11 protein-coding genes and 1 pseudogene are annotated in these 19,599 nt (G+C 56.2%); 6 read left to right on the top strand and 6 right to left on the bottom strand.

What is annotated here, in order from left to right; genetic code table 11:
• Positions 1 to 266 precede the first annotated feature (266 nt).
• Positions 267 to 776, top strand: a complete 510-nt coding sequence (locus IVB36_RS25475; RefSeq protein ID WP_247393337.1) for a transglutaminase-like cysteine peptidase — start codon at positions 267 to 269, stop codon at positions 774 to 776.
• A gap of 738 nt (positions 777 to 1,514) precedes the next feature.
• On the opposite strand, the gene IVB36_RS25485 is transcribed toward IVB36_RS25475, so the two are convergent.
• Positions 1,515 to 5,996: a cadherin-like domain-containing protein gene (locus IVB36_RS25485; protein WP_247393341.1), complete on the bottom strand. Its 4,482-nt coding sequence runs from the start codon at positions 5,994 to 5,996 to the stop codon at positions 1,515 to 1,517.
• A 644-nt stretch (positions 5,997 to 6,640) separates the two neighbouring features.
• On the opposite strand from IVB36_RS25485, the pseudogene IVB36_RS25490 reads away from it, so the two are divergent.
• Both IVB36_RS25490 and gmd read left to right on the top strand, forming a co-directional pair.
• Positions 6,641 to 7,058 (top strand): annotated as a pseudogene (locus tag IVB36_RS25490) (transposase); the annotation flags it as partial.
• A gap of 209 nt (positions 7,059 to 7,267) precedes the next feature.
• Positions 7,268 to 8,359, top strand: a complete 1,092-nt coding sequence (gene gmd / locus IVB36_RS25495) for a GDP-mannose 4,6-dehydratase (protein ID WP_247393342.1) — start codon at positions 7,268 to 7,270, stop codon at positions 8,357 to 8,359.
• A gap of 89 nt (positions 8,360 to 8,448) precedes the next feature.
• Here gmd and IVB36_RS25500 read toward each other — a convergent pair whose 3' ends face one another.
• The 3 genes from IVB36_RS25500 to IVB36_RS25510 form a co-directional block, all read right to left on the bottom strand.
• Positions 8,449 to 9,753, bottom strand: coding sequence for a WcaI family glycosyltransferase (locus IVB36_RS25500; protein ID WP_247393344.1), 1,305 nt, complete (start codon positions 9,751 to 9,753; stop codon positions 8,449 to 8,451).
• A gap of 57 nt (positions 9,754 to 9,810) precedes the next feature.
• Complete coding sequence (locus IVB36_RS25505) at positions 9,811 to 10,785, bottom strand: GDP-L-fucose synthase (protein WP_247393346.1); 975 nt, start codon at positions 10,783 to 10,785, stop codon at positions 9,811 to 9,813.
• A gap of 756 nt (positions 10,786 to 11,541) precedes the next feature.
• Positions 11,542 to 12,621: an ABC transporter substrate-binding protein gene (locus IVB36_RS25510; RefSeq protein ID WP_247393349.1), complete on the bottom strand. Its 1,080-nt coding sequence runs from the start codon at positions 12,619 to 12,621 to the stop codon at positions 11,542 to 11,544.
• Positions 12,622 to 12,923: 302 nt separating this feature from the next.
• On the opposite strand from IVB36_RS25510, the gene IVB36_RS25515 reads away from it, so the two are divergent.
• The 3 genes from IVB36_RS25515 to IVB36_RS25525 all read left to right on the top strand — a co-directional run bounded on the left by IVB36_RS25515 (position 12,924) and on the right by IVB36_RS25525 (position 16,978).
• Entirely contained in the window at positions 12,924 to 14,288 is a 1,365-nt protein-coding gene (locus IVB36_RS25515) for an undecaprenyl-phosphate glucose phosphotransferase (protein ID WP_247393451.1), read from the top strand.
• Between the two features lie 123 nt (positions 14,289 to 14,411).
• Positions 14,412 to 15,887, top strand: coding sequence for an oligosaccharide flippase family protein (locus IVB36_RS25520; protein WP_247393351.1), 1,476 nt, complete (start codon positions 14,412 to 14,414; stop codon positions 15,885 to 15,887).
• A gap of 11 nt (positions 15,888 to 15,898) precedes the next feature.
• The gene (locus IVB36_RS25525) at positions 15,899 to 16,978 is read left to right on the top strand and encodes a glycosyltransferase (protein ID WP_247393353.1); all 1,080 of its coding nucleotides are present in this window, start codon (positions 15,899 to 15,901) and stop codon (positions 16,976 to 16,978) included.
• Between the two features lie 62 nt (positions 16,979 to 17,040).
• On the opposite strand, the gene IVB36_RS25530 is transcribed toward IVB36_RS25525, so the two are convergent.
• On the bottom strand, positions 17,041 to 18,234 hold the full coding sequence (locus IVB36_RS25530) for a hypothetical protein (RefSeq protein WP_247393355.1): 1,194 nt from the start codon (positions 18,232 to 18,234) through the stop codon (positions 17,041 to 17,043).
• A 121-nt stretch (positions 18,235 to 18,355) separates the two neighbouring features.
• Positions 18,356 to 19,519, bottom strand: coding sequence for a glycosyltransferase (locus tag IVB36_RS25535; protein WP_247393363.1), 1,164 nt, complete (start codon positions 19,517 to 19,519; stop codon positions 18,356 to 18,358).
• Positions 19,520 to 19,599 lie beyond the last annotated feature (80 nt).

The raw sequence follows: 19,599 nt of genomic DNA on the forward strand, positions 1-19,599 counted from the left end.
TTTTGCTGTCCAATCCCATCCGAAACCTCCGTCCAAGCCGGAGGCTTCTTTCGCACGTTCATTCGAATTCTGAAGCAAGGGTATCGGCTTCGCGCTTACTTTCCGTCGCGTTGCGACATACTTTAGCTATTCCGCCGTACAATCAATTTTCAGGTCAAGCCCCATGGTTAGAGGTGCTTCCCGCAGTTTGGTTGTGTTGTCAGTCAGACTGCTTACTCAAATGACGAAAATCAAGCGGTTACTCCTCCGCTTTTGTTCTCACGATTTTGCAACGAGTATCCGAAGATTGTCAGCTCCACAAAGATCGTCGGATTCGAGACTTCCCTTCGTCAGTCCAACGATGGCAAGAACTCGCCTACATTAATTCGACGGTGAACTTCGGCATAGTTCCAAAAGGTCCGCCCGCAAGCCAACACGACCTGGAATGGGAGATATTTCCTTATGACGGCAACTGCGGCGACTATGCCGTTACCAAACGCCATCTGTTGCTTCGGGCCGGTTGGCCCAGCTCAGCTTTGCTCCTAGCGGAGGTCGTCATCCGATTGACCGCAGAGCACCACCTTGTATTACTGGTGCGCGAGGCAAGAGGTGTCCTCGTACTTGATAACCTCAGCCCGGTAGTCCTATCGCTGATGGACGCCTTAGACCGATACATTGCGCGCAGTCAGGAGCAGATTTGCAGCGTTGGACGCGAACGTTACCGTCTTCTAAAAAGGCCCCGCCGCGAACGAATCGAAGTCGGCAAAAGTTCGAACGACATCAAACCGGACGGCTGACGATCGCACAGCTGCGATCCTCGGGATGTTCTCCTCGCAGAGTCTCGATTAGAAAGCGTTCAATGCTGACACCCATCGATGGCGGACCAAGGGGGCACAGCGGATTACAGTCAGGACAGAATGCTGACACGCTGATCATCCATTGACTTAATTTTCCATTAACCAATTTCCGTCAAGTTCCATTCGCGGAACCGTGTGCCTCTTGCCGCTTTGCATTGGGCCCAAATGTATAGCCGATTTTTCATGACAGCCACCAGCGTCTCCTTCCTGCTCGCAGGCTGCGCAACCGCACCATTGACGCCAGGCCGTGCAATTGGATGGGATGGATTAGGCCGCAACTCCAATCCACCTTACACCGCGAGGCGCGCAAGAAGTCCTTCCATTGCACGCCAGCCGAACAAAGAACGTGAGAGAGTATTACTCGCCCTCCGTCCTTATTCAGAAGCCTGGTGGGTCGTGCACGATGAGATTGAAGCCGAGAACGATCGGCAACTCAGGACAAGGTTGGTGATCTGTCATGGCTGCCTTACTCCTTCATTATCTCAAGACGCAACTGGCTCTCTCTCCGGACAGCAGCCGACGGAGTGAGGCGAGTTACAATTCGTCTTGCTCGCGAGCCGTTCTCAGCTATGAGGCAGCCAACTTAGAACCGACCATTCCGTGCTTCCGACAAAGTCTTCTCGCCCTTCGGAGCCTCATGCTTATGACATCGAGCTCAAATTTGGAGGTCAAACAAAGCTATGCAATAAATGAATAATCCAGAGCACTTAGATGCGTCACCCCCACAATCGTAAGCTTATCGACTCCGCCCGCATACTGAACGGCCCACTCGTCCCCCTCGACAGTCAGATAGGCGCTTGCGTCATAACCCTTGAAAACTAGTTTGTCGTGCTCGGCCGTTGAGCTTGTATAGACATGGAAGTCGGCGATCGTATCGTGCCCGCTTCCTTTGCCATACACAAAGCTGTCGTTACCTCCACCTCCAAACAGCCAATCATCGCCAGCTGCTCCAGCAAGAATATCATTGCCACTTGAGCCCACCATTCGATTTGCGAGATCGTTACCAGTTCCGGTCAAGCCCCCTTGCATCAGATTTAGATTTTCGACGTTTGGCGCGAGCGTATACGAAACGCCCCACACCTGAACTGTATCGATGCCCTCGCCCGGTTTCTCAACAATAGTGGTATTTGCCGAACCGACAACATAGGTGTCGTCGCCCGCACCGCCAACAAGGGTGTTGCCTGTCCCACCCGCTTTGAGATTGTCGTTCATGGCGGTGCCATAGACGTACTGATTAGCGGCAGTACCGCTCCAATAGCTCAGAGCCGCACCGCTGGTCGCCAGAGTCCCCGGAAGCTGGAAGTTGTCACTCACGAAATCGGAAATCGTTGTCCCGCGAAAGACCAGCGTCTCATAGTCTGTCAACGTCAGGTAAACATCTGATCCGACCTGATTCATTGCAGCCGTGATGTCATCGAACGAGGTGAAACTAAAGCCCGTCAGCGTGACGACGTCATGGTCGCTGGCAGCGCCTGGATGGAAATCGGTGATGACGTCCGACCCATCCCCCAAATTGATCACAAATTCATCACTCCCACCGCCTCCTGTAAGGATATCGTTGCCTTGCCCTCCAGTGATGATGTTTGCAGCGGAATTACCGACAATGATATTAGCTTGGCTGTTTCCGGTCCCATTGATAGCGGCGGATCCGGTCAGAGTGAGGTTCTCGACGTAATTGGCAAGGGCGTACGAGACCGATGCCTGCGCGGTATCCACCCCACCCCCGGCGACCTCAACGATTCGCGCGCCTGTATCCGCCACGATATAGGTGTCATCGCCGAGACCGCCGGTCATGACGTCGGCACCACCGTAGCCTGCGATCAGATCGTTACCGTCTGTTCCTGTGAGAGTGTCGGCATTGCTTGTCCCAGCAATCGTCTTGGTTGGAGTACCGCTCGCCAGAAGCGTATAATTAGCCAGCGTGTATTCAGGCAGCTGATAGGCTTCAATCGAATCAATAGTCAGCGTCGCGGTAGATCCATCGGCGGCTCCGGCCCAACCGCCCATGGCGAGATTGGCGATCATGTACATTGCCGTGTTCATGTCTGCAGGCGTGGGAGCCTTGGCAATCTCGGCGCCATCGACAAAGAACGTCAGATCATAGGGTGTCCATTGAACCGCGAAAGTATGCATTCCCGACGTAAGATCGGCCGTATTTGCCCAAGCGCCGGGAGCAGCCGTCGATCCGGTCGACGAGTGGACCTGCCAATGAGCCTGGTCCGGATTCTGCCCGAATGCCTCAAGCACGTCGAGCTCGCCGCTGTACTGCCCGTTAATCGGCAACAGCCAGAAGGCAGGCCAGGCTCCGGTTGTGCTCGGCAACGTGGCCGTCATCTCGAAGTACCCGTAAGTCTGGACGAAGCTGTTTTCGCTCGAGATCATGCCGGTGTAGAATTGAGCTCCTCCGACATATGAACTGACGGTCGAAGGGATGGGCTTAGCTGTAATGACCAACTCGCCATTCTCAATGGAGAACGGGTTGAGACCAAGCGAACTCGATGCTTGCGTCCCCGGCAAGCCGGAGAAGCTGCTATCGACGTAAACGCCCTGCTCCCCGCTGCCGCTCAACAGGTAGCTGGCCGGGCCGCTCCACGCGTAGCTCGTCCGCCAAGTCAAACTGGGATCCTGACCGGCCGACAGCGAATCGAAATCATCGCCAAACGTCTTGAGCAAGCCTGAGGACGGCGTCACGACATTGACGTTAGCTGCCACGATATTTTGAATGTTGGCGTGTTCAAGGGTAATCCTCTCGCCATTTCCGAGGGCAAGGTAGACGTCCGTGCCTGCTTGCGTCATCGCAGCCTGAACATCGGCAAACGTCTTGAAATTCGTGCCACTAACCTGAAGGATGTCCCCTCCCGCCCCGGCGGTGAAATCGGTGATGACATCATTTCCATTTCCGGCCTTGATCACGAAGGTGTCTATGCCGCCACCACCTACAAGGACGTCGTTGCCGAGCCCTCCATCGATCATGTTGTTGCCGGCGTTACCAGTAATGATGTTGTCAAGCGCGTTACCGGTAGCAGGTGCTGCAGCACTCCCTGTCAGCGTCAGATTTTCGACGTTTGGTGCATTGACGAGGCTATAGCCGTCATACTTCCCGGCCAGGATCGTATCGACGCCTTGGCCAGCCTGTTCGAGAACCTTCGTGGTGCGATCGTAGACGACATAGGTATCATCGGCGGCGCCACCGACGAGAGTTACCGCCGCGCCACTTGCCTGCAGCTTGTCATTTCCGGAAGTTCCATACGCTGTGCCGGTCGTTACAGCGGCCGGCACATAGGTCGCAGTCGCGCTAAGGGGCAGAGGATTATCGAGCTGGACATTCGCGGCAACCAGCGACGTAACTGCGACATTTTTTAACGTCACAGTCTCAGCACTGGACAGTGCTATCACCGTATCAGAACCAACCTGCTTGGCAGCGGCCAGGAGACTTGCAAAAGTCCCGAACCCGTAGTTCTGGAACCGCAGCACATCGCCGCCGGCGCCGACTTGGAAATCACTGACAACGTCCGAGCCGAATCCCTTGGAAACCACGAATAGGTCGGGGGCTCCGCCTCCGGTCAACACGTCATTGCCGGAGCTTCCGAACAAGATATTGCTTGCCGCGAGCGGAACCGGCGGTTGTGTCGCCAAAATGGTCAGACTAGCAGTCGAGGTCGCCATCAACGATCCGTCGGACGCAGTGTAGCTGAAGCTGACCAGTCCGCTGTAGTTCGCCGACGGCGTGTATGTCCAGATGCCGTTGCTGTTATTGACAACGTTACCGGCGCCACTGGCCAAGCTGACTGAGGTGATCGACAGCGAAGAACTGTCGACGTCGACAACTCCGGCTAACAGACTCGCCGCAGTGATTGTATAAGCGACATTCTCCGTGCCCGCAGCCAGAGTCACCGACGTGGCTATCGGCGCGTCGTTGACCGCCGCAAGGGTCGCGTTGGCGGCTGAGGTTGCCATCAGCGATCCGTCGGATGCCGTGAAGTTGAAGCTAACAGGGCCGTTGTAATTCGCTGCCGGACTGTACGTCCAGGTGCCGTTGCCGTTGTCGACGATGGTGCCGCCGCCGCTGGCTACACTGACCGAGGTGATCAACAGTGAGGAGTTGTCGACATCCGTAGCTCCGGCCAACAGGGTCGCCGCATTGATCGTATAGGTGACATCCTCCGTGCCCGCAGCGAGCGTCACCGGCCTTGCCACCGGCGCGTCGTTGACCGCCGCAAGGGTCAAGCTGGCCGTCGCGGTTGCGGTCAGCGATCCATCGGACGCCGTGTAGTTGAAGCTGACCTGTCCGTTGTAGTTCGCTTCCGGCGTGTAGGTCCAAGTGCCACTGCCATTGTTGACAATGTTGCCACCGCCACTTGCCACGCTGATTGAAGTAATTGACAATGAGGAGCTGTCGACGTCCGTAACTCCAGCCAACAGAGTCGCCGCACTGATCGTACAGGCGACATCCTCCGTGCCTGGAGCGAGCGTCATCGACTTGGCCACTGGAGCGTCGTTGACTGCCGCCAATGTCAAGCTGGCAGTCGAGGTTGCGGTTACCGATCCATCGGACGCCGTATAGTTGAAACTGACCAATCCATTGTAGTTCGCTGCTGGACTATATGTCCAAGTGCCGTTGCCGTTGTTGACAATATTGCCACCACCGGTTGCCACACTGATCGAGGTAATCGACAGCGAAGAGCTGTCGACGTCCACAACGCCAGCTAACAATGTCGTCGCACTAATCGTGTAGACAGTGTCCTCGATCCCTGCGGTCAAGGTTACGGGGCTCGCCACTGGCGCATGATTGACCGCCTCATTAACGAGAAGGACATTCGCGGCAGTCAGTGAACCCAACTTTACGTTGCTTAGCGTGAGAGATTCGCTAGTCGACAGAGTGACAACGACGTCAGATCCGACCTGCTTCGCTGCAGCCTTGAAGGCAGCGAAACTTGTGAACCCATAGTCTACGACGCGCAGTATGTCACCACCTGCACCACCCGTGAAATCGCTAATCGTGTCGGAGCCAAATCCTTTGGAAATTACAAACGTGTCGCTTCCGGCTCCTCCGGTCAACAAATCGTTTCCGGTGCCACCAGAAAGAACATCGTTGCCGGAGGTACCGATTACAACGCTCGCGTAGTTCTGGGTCTTCGCAGATGTTGCCGATTTTGACATGAACGCCCCGCCTGTTGTTGCGGCAACGATCCATGCTCCCTTTCAAGATCAGCTTACCCGGATCCCAACAAATTGAAGTAGAACGGTCCGGGGCCTTCGCGAACTTAATGTTTGCCTAAACTCGGCTTCATAGACCACCCATTAACTGTTCAGAGGAGGAGCCTGTGCATTGCTGCAGGAGTGCAAGTCGATCCATGAGGGCATCTCAGTGCAGCAGTGGGTGCCAAGGAAGTGCAAACACGACAGCAAAAGGCGATGACAAAATCATCCTTTGTCAGGCCTGAACAGTGGGTTGGAAGTCGCGAAAATCATCGCTAGTGCGTCCCGCAGGGGCTTAAGGTGTCGGCCGCAATATCTTGGACGAGCCTCGCTGGACTCTAGTCAATGACCTTGCCTAACGGACCGAAGGCGCGCTCTCAACATTGTGCGGCGGAACGAATCGTTTGCTCGTCTGGAAACCAGGTCGGTCGTACGGGCACTATCTCTCCAGATCACGCCGTCAGCTCGCGGAGCTGTCCCGACTTTACACTCCACGATGACGACTGAGCTGCTGCCGGTTTGATGGACGCGGAGATTAGGTGTTTCATGAAGCCCGGAGGCGGGCGAAGAAGAGACGGAAGTTCAGTCGCGAGCTCTAGGTCGAGTTGGTCAAGCTGGGCCGGGAACGTGCGATGTCGGTTGCGCAAGCCGGTCGTGACCTAGACGTTCGCGAGAACGTTCTCCGCAAATGGGTGAAGGAGGTCGGCTCCGATCCGGCGCAACCTTTACCGACCACGGGCAGATGAAGCCGGAGCAGCTGGAGATCGAGCGGCTGCGCCGTGAGGTCGCCAAGCTGAAGGCCGAGGGGACTAATTCGCGAAGGAAGTGTCATGAGGTTCGCCTTCGTCGCGAAACGCCGGACCCGCTCTCTCGGCGCCAGACCCCGCGGCGACGAGGAACCCGGCCGCGAGGTCAAGACCAGCATCGCCGCCGGCGACCGGACCTATGGCGCACGCCGGTGTGGCGTGATCTGCTCGCCGACGGGGCAGATGTCGTGGCCTGCACCGAATTGAGCGGCTGATGCGGCCAAGGCTTGCGGGGCGCGCCTGAGACGTCGGCGCGTGGCAAGCCGAATGCTCTATTGCATCACTCCGACCCAGGCACCCAGACGACATCCCCTGCCTTAGTAGAGCCTTAAGAGCCGTTAATCTAAGCTTGATTTTACGGCCCGACCTCTCCCTATTGGCCCAGTTTTCGAGTACGAACAGAGTATATCGAACTTAGAGATTTCCATGACAAAGAAACGTGCACTCATTACCGGCGTAACTGGTCAAGATGGCGCCTATCTGGCCGAATTGCTCTTGGAAAAGGGGTATGAGGTCCACGGCATCAAACGTCGGACTTCGCTTTTCAATACTGATCGCATCGACCACCTCTACCTGGATCCTCATGAGCCCAATCCAGCATTCCGTCTGCATTACGGCGACCTGACAGACTCTTCGAGCCTTATACGCATTGTTGGTCAGATTCAGCCGCACGAGATCTACAACCTCGCTGCGCAAAGTCACGTGGCCGTTTCGTTCGAGGAGCCAGAATACACGGCGAACTCCGACGCACTTGGTACGCTCCGAATTCTCGAGGCGATGCGGATCGTCGGATTGGAAAGAACCGCTCGGTTCTACCAAGCGTCAACGTCCGAACTTTACGGCATGGTCCAGGAGATCCCGCAAAAGGAGACCACTCCCTTTTACCCACGTTCGCCGTATGCTGTTGCCAAGCTCTATGCCTATTGGATCACGGTTAATTACCGTGAGGCCTACGGAATGTACGCATGCAACGGCATCCTTTTTAATCATGAATCTCCGGTCCGCGGTGAAACCTTTGTCACTCGCAAAATCACTCGAGCGGTAGCGCGCATTCATTTGGGTCTGCAGGAACGGCTGTACCTCGGCAATCTGGACGCCCTGCGCGATTGGGGACACGCACGTGACTATGTCGAGATGCAATGGCTGATGCTGCAACAGGAGAAGCCGGAGGATTTCGTGATCGCTACCGGCGTGCAGCACTCGGTCAGGGACTTCGTCGACGTCGCCGCGAGCGAAGTGGGCATGACAATTGGCTGGGAAGGAAGCGGCGCCGAAGAAAAAGGATACGATGCCGCTACAGGAAAGTGCGTTGTTTCGGTCGATCCTCGCTATTTCCGTCCCACCGAGGTCGCCACGCTTCTTGGTGATCCATCAAAGGCCAAGCAGAAACTCGGCTGGGAGCCCAAGACATCGTTCGAAAGCCTGGTTCGAGAAATGATGAAGGAAGATCTCGAATCCGCAAAGCGCGACGAACTGATCAAGCAACACGGCTTCAGATATTTTCCGCGCCATGAGTGAGCGGCGGCAGATGTAAAACGGAAAGGGCGGGAGCTTGAATCACTCCCGCCCTTTTCGATTTCAAGACTTGGTATGCCAACCCGTTATCATCAAGGCAGAGAAACGCCATCATTCACCGGAATCGGGACGTCCCTAACTCCAAGAGTGGGCTTTGGCGCTCGAGCGAATGGAGCCTTCATGGCTGCCATGTCCTCGACCCAGCGTCGAACGATTGTCCGGCGATCCCAACGCTCGATGGAACGCCTCCGCCCCTCAGCGCCCAACTCTTCGCAAAGCGCGTGATCGTCGCTCAGTTTTACAATCGCGGCGGCAAGCGCTCGCGAGTCGCCCGGAGGAATGACCAGTCCAGCGCCATCAACTTCCGCAGCGAGTCCTGTCCCTCGACTTGCCATTGCAATAACCGGCCGTCCGGATGCCAGGATTGCGCCAAGCTTTGAAGGCAGGACTAGGTCGGCCGCTTCAGCCTTCTGAGGAATGAGATGAAAGTCGGCGGTCGCCATCAACTCATTGAAGCTCTCATTGGGCTGCAAGTCCAAAAAGTGAACTCTCGAATGGCCATCCGCCATTTCGACCAACTTGGCCTTGTGAGGTCCTTCACCAGCGAGAATGAGATGCGTATTGGGACGACTATCTCCCAAAGCTGCAGCTGCATCTATTGCAAGATCTAGACCCTGCTTGTTCGACATCGTGCCTGAATAGAGCCCAACGGTCGCTGTGTCGGGAATGCCCAGCTGTCGACGATATCTAGTCTGCCTGGATGCGGGAAAGATAGCACTCGTATCGATCCAATTCCTGACCTCGCTCGTGCGTCCCATCTCCAAACCCTTGCCATGAAGACGAGCGACCATCTGCGGAGAGATCGATGAAACCCTGTCAAACGAGCGGATGATGGCAGCTTCCGTCTTGAGCATCACCCTTCGCAGATTGTCATTCTGAAGCAATCCTAGATCGAAAGCCGCGTCGACCTCGAAATCCTGCACATGAAGCCAAGACTTGGCGCGAACCCGGGGAGCGATGAAGGAAACGAATGCAGCTGACATCAATGAGGGCGCCACCGAGAGCATGATATCAGGGCGCCAGCTGAATGCCTCTTTCGCAACGGGCAGCACACTGCTCAACGCGAAGGATGCATGATGAATCAAACGCTTCCCGCCCGATGGTTGCGCAGGGACGTAAATCGGCGTGCGCGTGACGCGGACACCGTTGATATCCGTTGCCCTGAAATATGACGCGCTGAAGTCCGTCGGGATCTTCCAGGCGGGATAGTAGGGTGGCGCGGTAATCACCCTGACTTCGTGACCTTCGTCGACGAGGCTTTCGCACAACTCCGTGTTGTACTTCGCCACCCCAATTAGATTGGGCGCGTAATTGATGCCGACCAGCAGAAAGCGCATTGATACAATCCAACAAAAAAAGATTCAAAAAACTTGGCAATCGAAGTATGGAGCTGCTCAACCCGCGCGGCTAACCTCCAGGTGACGGCCGTGGCCTTGAAGGAAGTCTTCAAAGGCCAAAGCAATTCCCGCACGAAGCGAAGTGGTGGCGCGCCATCCAAGCGCCTGGATCCGTGAGCTATCCAGGAGCTTGCGGGGGGTACCATCAGGCTTGGAGGTATCGAAAATCAACCTGCCTTCGTAACCGACGACCTCGGCTACAGCCACCGCGAATTCGGCGATCGATAGCTCGTCGCCGCTACCGACGTTAATTGGCAGGTCGCTTGAATAGTTCTTCAACAGGAAGACGCAGGCGTCTGCAAAGTCGTCGACGTTGAGAAATTCGCGGAGCGGCGTGCCGGTCCCCCACACGGAGACGCTGGGCGCATTGGCCATCTTGGCCTCGTGGAAGCGCCGGATCAACGCTGCGGGGACGTGGCTGTGATCCGGGTGGTAGTTGTCGCCGCGGCCGTAGAGATTGGTCGGCATCACCGAGATGAAGTCATCGCCATATTGCCGACGATACGCCTGGCACATCTTTAGGCCGGCAATCTTGGCAATCGCATACCACTCATTGGTCGGCTCAAGGGGTCCCGTCAACAATTCACCTTCGGCGATCGGCTGCTTGGCGTGCTTGGGATAGATACAGGATGAGCCCAGAAACAGCAGGCGCTGCACACCAACCGTATGGCTTGCACGGATGACGTTCAATTCCAGCGCAAGATTGTCGCAGAGAAAGTCAACCGGGAAATTGCTGTTGGCCGCGATACCGCCGACCTTTGCAGCGGCGTGAACTACGATCTCGGGACGGTTGGCCTCCAGCCATCGCAGCGTGGGCTCCTCTTTCGTGAGGTCCAACTCGCGTCGATCGGCAACCAGCATTGTGCAATTCTCTGATGCAAGCCTTCGGACGACAGCTGATCCGACCATGCCGCGGTGACCCGCGACAAAGACACGTTTGCCCGTGAGATCGTAGGCTGAAACCCCTGTCATCGTATCCTCTATGTACGTCCGGTTTGCCGGGTCACCACTCCGAGGAGATCCCGTCACCGCCGCCTTACGCAATCACGCTGCCGATGCAGCCCCGCCAGTCTGGTAACACAATCTTCACCATGGGACATCCTATCCCGGTCCGACAAAGATATTCATGGTGAACCCGTGCTGGCTGCACAAGAGAGCAGCACTCAGCGAAGCAAAATGAGAAAGGCAGCCGCATGTTAGGTATGCGGCTGCCTTTGAAAAGATTCTTCGAAAAAACGGCAGCCGCCGCTCGTTTAGCCCAACCTCAGTACGCCCGACGCAGGACAGGACCGACAGACGCGCAAACGCGGTCCATATACCAGCCATAGGGTGTCTCGACCCGCACCAGGGGGCAACGGCGCCACGGCACATACCGATATGGGTACGGCTGAGCCCAGAATGTAACAGGCGTTACCTGGCTCTCTCCTGTGAGCAGGGCCGCCGGTGCAGGCATCTGCATTGCCGCGTTTGCTCCGCTCGCTACGCTGAGGGCAACGATGGCAGCCAAAAAACCTGCTCGCATCAACGTCTTGAACATCCCAAAAAAGCTCCTGCCCCTGCGGATTTGAAGGTCGGCTTGCACCGTCAGACCCCGGCATGCCAACGGTCCGCAAACCGCCCCGCGGCTAGAACCCAAGCTTACCAAGGCCGCCGGCAGAAAAGCAACCGATGCCGCGGCGGCCAAAGGTCCTTTGCATCAATATGGCGCACAAGTGTGGCTTCTAGGTCCTATTTTTCCGCGCTCCACGCTGCCGGGGCAGCCAGATCCGGTGAACGGCGGTACAGATCCCGAAGGAACTGGTAGTTGACCGTTTGGGCCAACGGCACCTCCTCCTCGCCGAGCTTGGCGAACAGGAGAATATCCCGAAGCGTCCGCCAACGACTCTCATCGTAATCTGCGATACGGCTGCCGGTAGGCAGGACCAAGCTGCGCTGCTGCTGGAGCTCGAATCTCAGACGTTCGGGTTTCAATCTTGAGGGGTCAAAGCCGGAAAGAACAGGCTCGCTACGTGCATAGTCGGCATACACGAACTGCCAGCCTCGGATGATGCCCTGGAGCACGTCGGCAATGACGGATGGGCGGTGACGTATGAGGTCATTGCCGGCAAAATAGACCAGCCCTGGAACGTGAATGCCGTAGTCTTGCGGCTTGATAATGCTAAGTCGTACGTAGCTGGCGGCGGACGGATCGGGCTGTTCGTCGATCGGAGCGATGATGGCATCGACCTCGCGAGTGTAGAGAAATTCGAAGCTGTAGCGATCGGGCACCTTCGTGATCCGGCTGCGGGGCAGTCCGAGTTGGGCAATCATGGCGTCGAAGACGACCTCGCCCTCGCTGCCCTTGCGGTAGCCGACTTGCCTGCCAACCAAATCCTGGGGTCGGCGCAGGCCGGAGCTTTCCAAGGCAAATATCGCAAGTGAAGTATCGAGGAAACTTGCGGCGAAAGCCGTCACAGGGACGCCGCGCCAAGCCGCCAACAGGAATTTCTGGCCGCTTGTTACGCCAATGGCATGGTCCCGTGCGACGGTCTCGACGAAGCTGGGGTCGTCCGAGCTGGGGCGAAGCGTGACCGCGGTCGCGAAGAAGCCCTGCTTCGTCGCAGCCAACTCGCCGGCAAACCGCGCGTCATATCGTCCGTCAATATAGAGGTTCGCCGTGGCCCCAAAGCTCGATGGCTGTTGCGGCGGCGCCCGATCCGAACGAAGCGCAAGCGCCGCCACGCCCAGCAGAGCGCCCGCGGCGAGGCCGATCGATACAAGCCGGCGAAGTCGCCGTCTGAGCCGGCGTCCGGATTCGCTTCGAACCACTGGAGCATCCTAACGAACTAGAAAATTGACATATCTTCAAAGATACCTTGTAAGCTACAATCCTCCTTAGGGGTAAGGTTACTTTCCCCTTCTCCTTGTTTTAATTGCGGTTTCGCCTGATAGCTCGGCACGTTCGGATATCTGATTCATTTTTAAGTGAGTTTTGGATGACGGTTTTGCGGACTCAACGGGCGCCCTCTCGTCATTCGTCAGAGGACACTCGCAACCCAGAACAAGCTTCTCCTTCGCCCTCTGGGTTAGGGTACAGCTGGCTTCGCCCCCCGGTTGTGGAGCGGCTGGTGATGCTGATTGATGCGGCCCTAGTGTTAACCGTCGGGATCGGCTGCGCGATAGCTTACCACCTTTATGTGCACGCCGAGGTTGCTAAGATCAATCAATATGCCGCCGGGAGCCTCTTGGTCGCAGTCAATTTCGTCCTCCTTACTACCGTCCAGCACGGCTACCGGATCAAGACAATCACCAATTTGTTGCGTAGCTTCCGCATGACAGTGTCCACCTGGACGGGCTTGTTCGGCGCTCTGCTCGCCATCGCCTTCACCATGAAAGTGAGCGAGGAATTTTCCCGCGCGACCACGATCTCGTTCTATTTGCTCGGTCTTGCCATGCTCTTGACTTGGAAAACCATCGCCGCACGGGCGATCGCGCGTGGCTTACGCAGCGGAGCTTTCGCCAACAGTCCCGCAGTGATGATTGCTGAGTTCGGCCTGCCGGCCTCGTCCAACGCAATCCAAGACCTCGCCCAGCACGGCTATCGCCTGAGGCGCATCATGGAGATTCGCTCCAACGAGCTTGCATCGCCCCTTCTGCTTTCCGCGATCGCGCCCCGACTCGACGAACTGGTTGGTTATGTGAGAGAGAATCGGATCGAGCACGTCTTCCTGCTGATGAGTTGGAGCCGTCAGCACGCGATCGATAGCATTCTAGACGCACTAAAAATCCTGCCCGTTCCCGTGCACCTGGTGCCCGACGCGCATACCGCGCGCTTTTTACGCCATCCGCTGCAAAGCACCGGCAACACCTTTACGGCCGAACTGCGCCGCGCACCGCTATCCTGGAAGGAACGAACGGTTAAGCGCACCCTCGACCTCTTGGGTGCTGGCGTCGCACTGATTGTCTTCACTCCCGTGATGCTGATGACCGCCATCGTAATCAAGCTGACATCGACAGGATCGGTATTCTTTCGACAGACCCGCAACGGTTTCAACGGACGCGCCTTCAAGATCATCAAATTCCGCACTATGTGCGTCCTGGAGGACGGCCCGACCGTTCGCCAGGCGGAGAAGGACGATCCGCGCGTAACCCGTGTCGGCAGGTGGCTGCGCAAGACCTCGATCGACGAGCTGCCGCAGCTCTTCAACGTGCTCAAGGGCGACATGTCGCTGGTCGGCCCCCGCCCGCACGCGGCCGCCCACAACACCGAATATGAGCAGATCATCGGCAACTACGCCTACCGCCACCACGTCAAGCCCGGCATCACCGGCTGGGCCCAGGTTAATGGTTACCGCGGAGAAACCCGCGCCATCGAGCTGATGCAGAAGCGTGTGGAGCACGATTTGTGGTATGTCAACAATTGGAGCTTTAGGTTGGATGTCTTGATTCTAGCACGGACTGCCATCCTCACTCTGTTCAAGCCGAGTGCCTATTAAAGGGTTCGCGGAAACCCGTTCACTGAGTGAAACGTCACACGCTGGATTTGTCATGCGATGGATGCAAGATTTGAGGGCGGCACCGCTAGCACTGACTGGTGTGCGCCATAGCCTGATAGACACTTGAGCGCTCCAGCTTTGTCGCTCGCACGCATCGCAATTGGTTCTATCTGGTGGAGCATAGTCGAAAACGGCAGCTTGACCGCGGTTTCCTTTGCGGCCCTGATCATCTTTGCCAAACTTCTCGAACCCAATGACTTCGGCTCTTACGCAGTAGCTGTGTCGGTGATCGAGGTCGCCGGCATCTTCACCAACATGCTGTTCCATGACGCCTTGGTGCGAGAGCCCAAGGCAAGCGACGCCCACTTCAACGCGGCATTCACAGTATCGCTTCTCGTCAGTGTGGTAGTCTTTGTCATCTTGCTGACCATATTCCCGCTTCTGGCGACCCTTGTTGGTGATCCGAGAATTGGCGACATCGGCCGCGTGCTCGGAGTTGGACTGCTATTCGAAGCTCCAGCGAGCATCTTGAATGCGCGGCTGAGGAAAGAGTTCGGCTTCCGACTTCTCGCAATACGTACGCTGATTGGCCGTACAGCTGGAGCAGCAATCGGAATACTGGCAGCCCTGCAAGGATTTGGTATCTGGTCTCTGGTTATCCAATCGCTTTCGATGACGATCTTAGGCTCCACCACCTTGGTTGTATTATCCGCGTGGCGTCCTCGTCTGACAAGAGAACTGCGCCCTCTAGCCGATGTGCTCAACTACAGCGTTGGAGCAGTCACGTCACTCGCAACCAACTTTGCTACCAAACGCGCTTTCATCTTCTTTGCAGGAGTATTTCTCGGGGTCGAAACAGTTGGCTTTCTTAACATCGCTTTTCGGCTTGTCGATACGGTCTGGGCAATCACTGCAACTGCCATTTCGCAAGTAATGCTTCCGTTGATGGCGCGGATGCAACATGACCGAGAACGACTCCTTCGGTCATATAGAACGGCCCTCGCGATGGGTTGCATTTTGATGTTCCCGATCTTCGTAGGGATCGGTTGCGAAGCATCTGAACTCATCACCGTCATCTTTGGAACGAAATGGTTGCCCGCCGCCGAGCCGGCGTTCTGGCTAAGCCTACTGGTTTTTGTTCAAGCTCCTCGCCTGTTCATGACATCTCTGCTGAGCGCCGTCGGTGAAATCGAAAGCATTCGCTCCGTAAACCTCGCAGTCCTCGCGTACATGGCAATCGCTATCACACTTACCCGACTCCCCGACTCCGGCTACGCGCTGGCGGTCTGGTCAGGTAGCGAATGCTTGGCACTTGTACTGTTGACGATCTTGGCTAATCGCAAGTGCGCCATCTCATCGTATGAACATCTTCGTATCCTGACCGGTCCGGTGATCGCATCGGGTCTGATGGCCATTGTGATCGGCCTTACGCGCCAATTCCTGCCCCACTCACAGCCAGGCTTGAGTATCGCACTCCTTTCAGCTGTTGGCTTCGTCACCTATGCAGGACTGTCATTGCTCCACGCCAAGGACCCTCTGATGCTCGCAGTTGGGCTTTGGCGGACACATAGATATCGCCCGCCTACAACGGATTCATAAGGCCTCGCGCCATGGCATCTCTCAGCAACGCTCACCTTCAGGTGGCAGCAGATCCCTCGGAACTGGCTTCCGTGATAATCTGTAACTACAACTATGAGAAATTTGTCGGAGAAGCCATTTCGAGTGCTCTCAACCTCGATTGGCCTCGCGTGGAAGTGATCGTCGTCGATGACGGTTCAACGGATCGGTCCCGAACCATCATCGAATCATTTGCATCTCGCGGCGTCAAAATGATTTTTCGAGCTAATCGAGGCCAAGCGAGCGCTGCCGAAGAAGGCTATCGCAATAGCCAAGGCAAGTGGATTGTCTTTCTCGATGCGGACGATACGGTCCATCCGTCCCTGATCCGCGAAGCTCGGGCTGTGATGAGACCCGGCTGGTCGATGATCCAGTTTCAGATGAAACTGGTTGACGAGACCGGCCGGTTTCTCGGAAGCGTCTTCCCAAAGTACAACAAGCATACCACACCTGAGAAGATCAGGAGGTCGTTGGCCACCACAGCCAGCTATCCGACCCCCCCTGCGTCGGGAAACCTGCTTTCAAGACAGTTCCTTGATAAGATTATGCCGTTGCAACAAGATATGGATAGGTTCATCGATAGCTATTTTTTGGCAACAGCCCCCTTGCTGGGCGATGTAATAACCGTCCGCAAACCGTTGATTTCATACCGAATGCACGGCAAAAACGATGGAGCTCAACTGACTCTGGATGTCGCCCGCATAACACGCGACTTGCGAAAACACATTACGCGCACTGGTTACGGTGCCGAGCTCGCGCGCAACTTTGGCATCGAAGTCGCCCCCGACCGATGGCGTTACGGATTCTATAATCTTGCAATGCGCATCGCGTCTCTGCGGCTCGCCCGTGAAAACCATCCGATCCAAAACGATACAATCTTGAGATGCCTGAGAGATGGTGTAGTTGCTACCTGCAGCCTGCAGGGGCTCACCCCGTCGAGACATGTGGCAATGTCACTTTGGCTCGTATGTGTTGCCTTGGCGCCGAAAAGGATTGCCCACGTTCTCGTTTCTTGGCGCTTCGCCCCCATGTCTCGTCCTCGATTTGTGCAGCGAACGGTTCAGTCGGCCTGAGCAATCAGAAGCTGAATTCAGGACCTATGTCTGGATTGATCCCGCATATTCGCGGGAACCAACTACCGTCGGTCCTTATGCACTAGGCTCAACATCCAAACCAACAGCACGAAGTCAGGTTTCAAGATATTTCCAGCACTGATCCAAGCATATAGAACAGCGTTGCAAATCTCGGGGCGAAGCCGACTTGAATACAGCCGGCAGGCAAAGAGAGCTAGGACGACGCAAAAGCCGGCCACACCATACTCGTAGATCAGCTTTGCCCAGGTTGGATCGTTGATCTCATATTTCAGTTGAAGCGCGGCAACCGTACGAAGATAACTTCCGCTCCCGTTTCCAAGCCAGATCGCAGCGCTGCCCTTCTCAACGCTCCGCTCCAGCATCTGGAGCGGAGCCACAAATCGCGCATAGCCGCTCGAGCCCCGGCTGTCGAGTTCGGATAAACGATCAAGCCACAAGCCCAGTCCAGGAATCTCGGATCCGTACGCGAGTAAGCCAAAAAGAACCACGAGCGCGGCCACGAAAAGCGGCACTTTTCTGAGAGAGGTCGGAACGAGAAAGGCCACAATGACAATCAGGATACCCGAGCCGGAGATCGACGATAGCAGACCCGCGAGCAGGAGAACGATCAGGAACAACCTTCGCTTGGAATGATATTCAAGCAAGAAGCCGATCGCGGTCAGAATCGAAAGCGTCGCCGATTCTCTTAGGAAGAAGCCATTGGCTTTAACGACGCCGCCACTCTCTCTAAAAAATGAGTAAGTGCCAGCTCCACGGATTTCGTCGGGCAAGATGAAAGCAATATTGATAAAGCCCGAGGCCTTGAAGACATTCACAGCCAGCAGCTGAAGAACGGCTATTGCGGCTATGACCGCTACTAGAAGAATGAATGTGGATTGAACGTATTCGCTGACACGATCCATTTTCTCGCGGTGAGCGAGTCTGACAGAAAACGGAGCATAGAGGCAAAGGAGCAAAAAGAGCGAGCTCCACGAGGTCGGCTCTGCCGAATAGACTATACGACCGGAGCCGACCGTCGCGATAGCCACCCAAAGTACGCCAATCGAAACATCCAGCGCCGCAAAACCAGAACCCAGAAGATAGACACTTAACGCCAGATAGCAAAATAGATCGGTCGAGGCGGGAAAGTCGCCAATATTGATGGCAATCTGCGAGAGGAATAGCAGCGAAACAACGGAGCACCAGATAGCTAATTTCGCGAGCCGAGTCAGTTCCGCCCGGGCTTGACCTTGCACGGATTGATATTGGCTCTCCCAAGATGCCGAAGAGGCCTGAACTCTTGCTATCATTTCACGGCGCCAAGTTCGACAAGCGATGTCCTAGCGTACTGAAAATCCACCAGCGGTCTCAATTCCGTTACCTCAAAAAGACGCGACTCATCCGCTCTATTCCCGCGGCCAATCCAAACCGCTGCGCCGCCAGGCTTTGAAGTTCAATTTGACTGGCGTTGAGCGCCCCAAGATCATCGATGTTGCGCACTAAGAGGTCGCCAAGCCCACTGAGGTTCTCGGCCTCAAACATTGCAGAGTGCTCCTCTGGCGCCATGCCCGTCAGCGCGGGCCGCAGGCCAAAGATTGGCAGGCCGGCAAAGGCATAGTCAAGAATCTTCAATTTGAAGCCTCCTCCCAAGACTTCGGGGACCAGCCCACCTCTACACGTGTCAAAAAGCGGCCGCACATCGGGCAAGCGTCCATGGAAAGTCACAGAAGAATCGCCTTCATGCCTCGCCCGAATGGCTTTCGGCACCACACCAACAACTTGGAGGTTGATTCCATTCCGTCGGAGAGTTGGGACAAGCCCGTCCAGTATCTGTTGCAGGTTTCGCTGCTTTGCGGCCCATTCGAAGGACCCCACCAGCACCAGAGCCCTCGGACAGGCATCAACAATAGTGCGACGAGGGCTCACCGGACCGAGATAGACGGGGGGAATGACGTGGACATTGCCAGAGAACCGACGAAAGTACGAAGCATCGTCGCTCGTGATGCAGATCACTGCATCGGCAAGCCCTACGATTTGCCGTTCGAGCCGTCGATACTTCTCAGCATCCAGTCTCATGACGGCCCGTCGAGCGAGGCCCTCGAACTCTCGCGCGATCATCGGACGAACCAAGCCCTCCGCGTTGTGCGCTATATAACAGATCGGTACACGGCGATCCTTGAGCATATCAAGAACGCCGGCCGAATTAGCGTGATCAATGACGATCCAGTCCCACTTCTTGTCCAGGATATCGCTCAGGTCTTTCCGAAATGACGCAGAGGCGAGCTTGTATGCGTCTCTCGGCAATGAAGAGAGCAAGCTTCCAAGACCGATCCCGGACGCAGGTCGAACCATGCTGCTCGTCACCCCGGGCAAGTCAAACAGCTTGTCGTCGCTTCTATGGCCATCTCGTTGAGTGCCGAAGACATGAACAGCTACTTGTCGAGTAGTGACGAGAGCCTCAAGTAGTCCGGCCGAGTAGAGCGCATCGCCACTGTACAGTGGCGACGGAATGCGTCCAGAAATCCAAAGAATTTGCTTCAAAGAACAGCCCCTAACGAACTCCGGTCCCGCCCGGTCGCCGCATACGCAACGATGCGCGCTGCCGTTCGTGAAAGCGAGTC

The sequence above is a fragment of the Bradyrhizobium sp. 35 genome (assembly GCF_023073215.1).
GTDB lineage: Bacteria > Pseudomonadota > Alphaproteobacteria > Rhizobiales > Xanthobacteraceae > Bradyrhizobium > Bradyrhizobium canariense_D.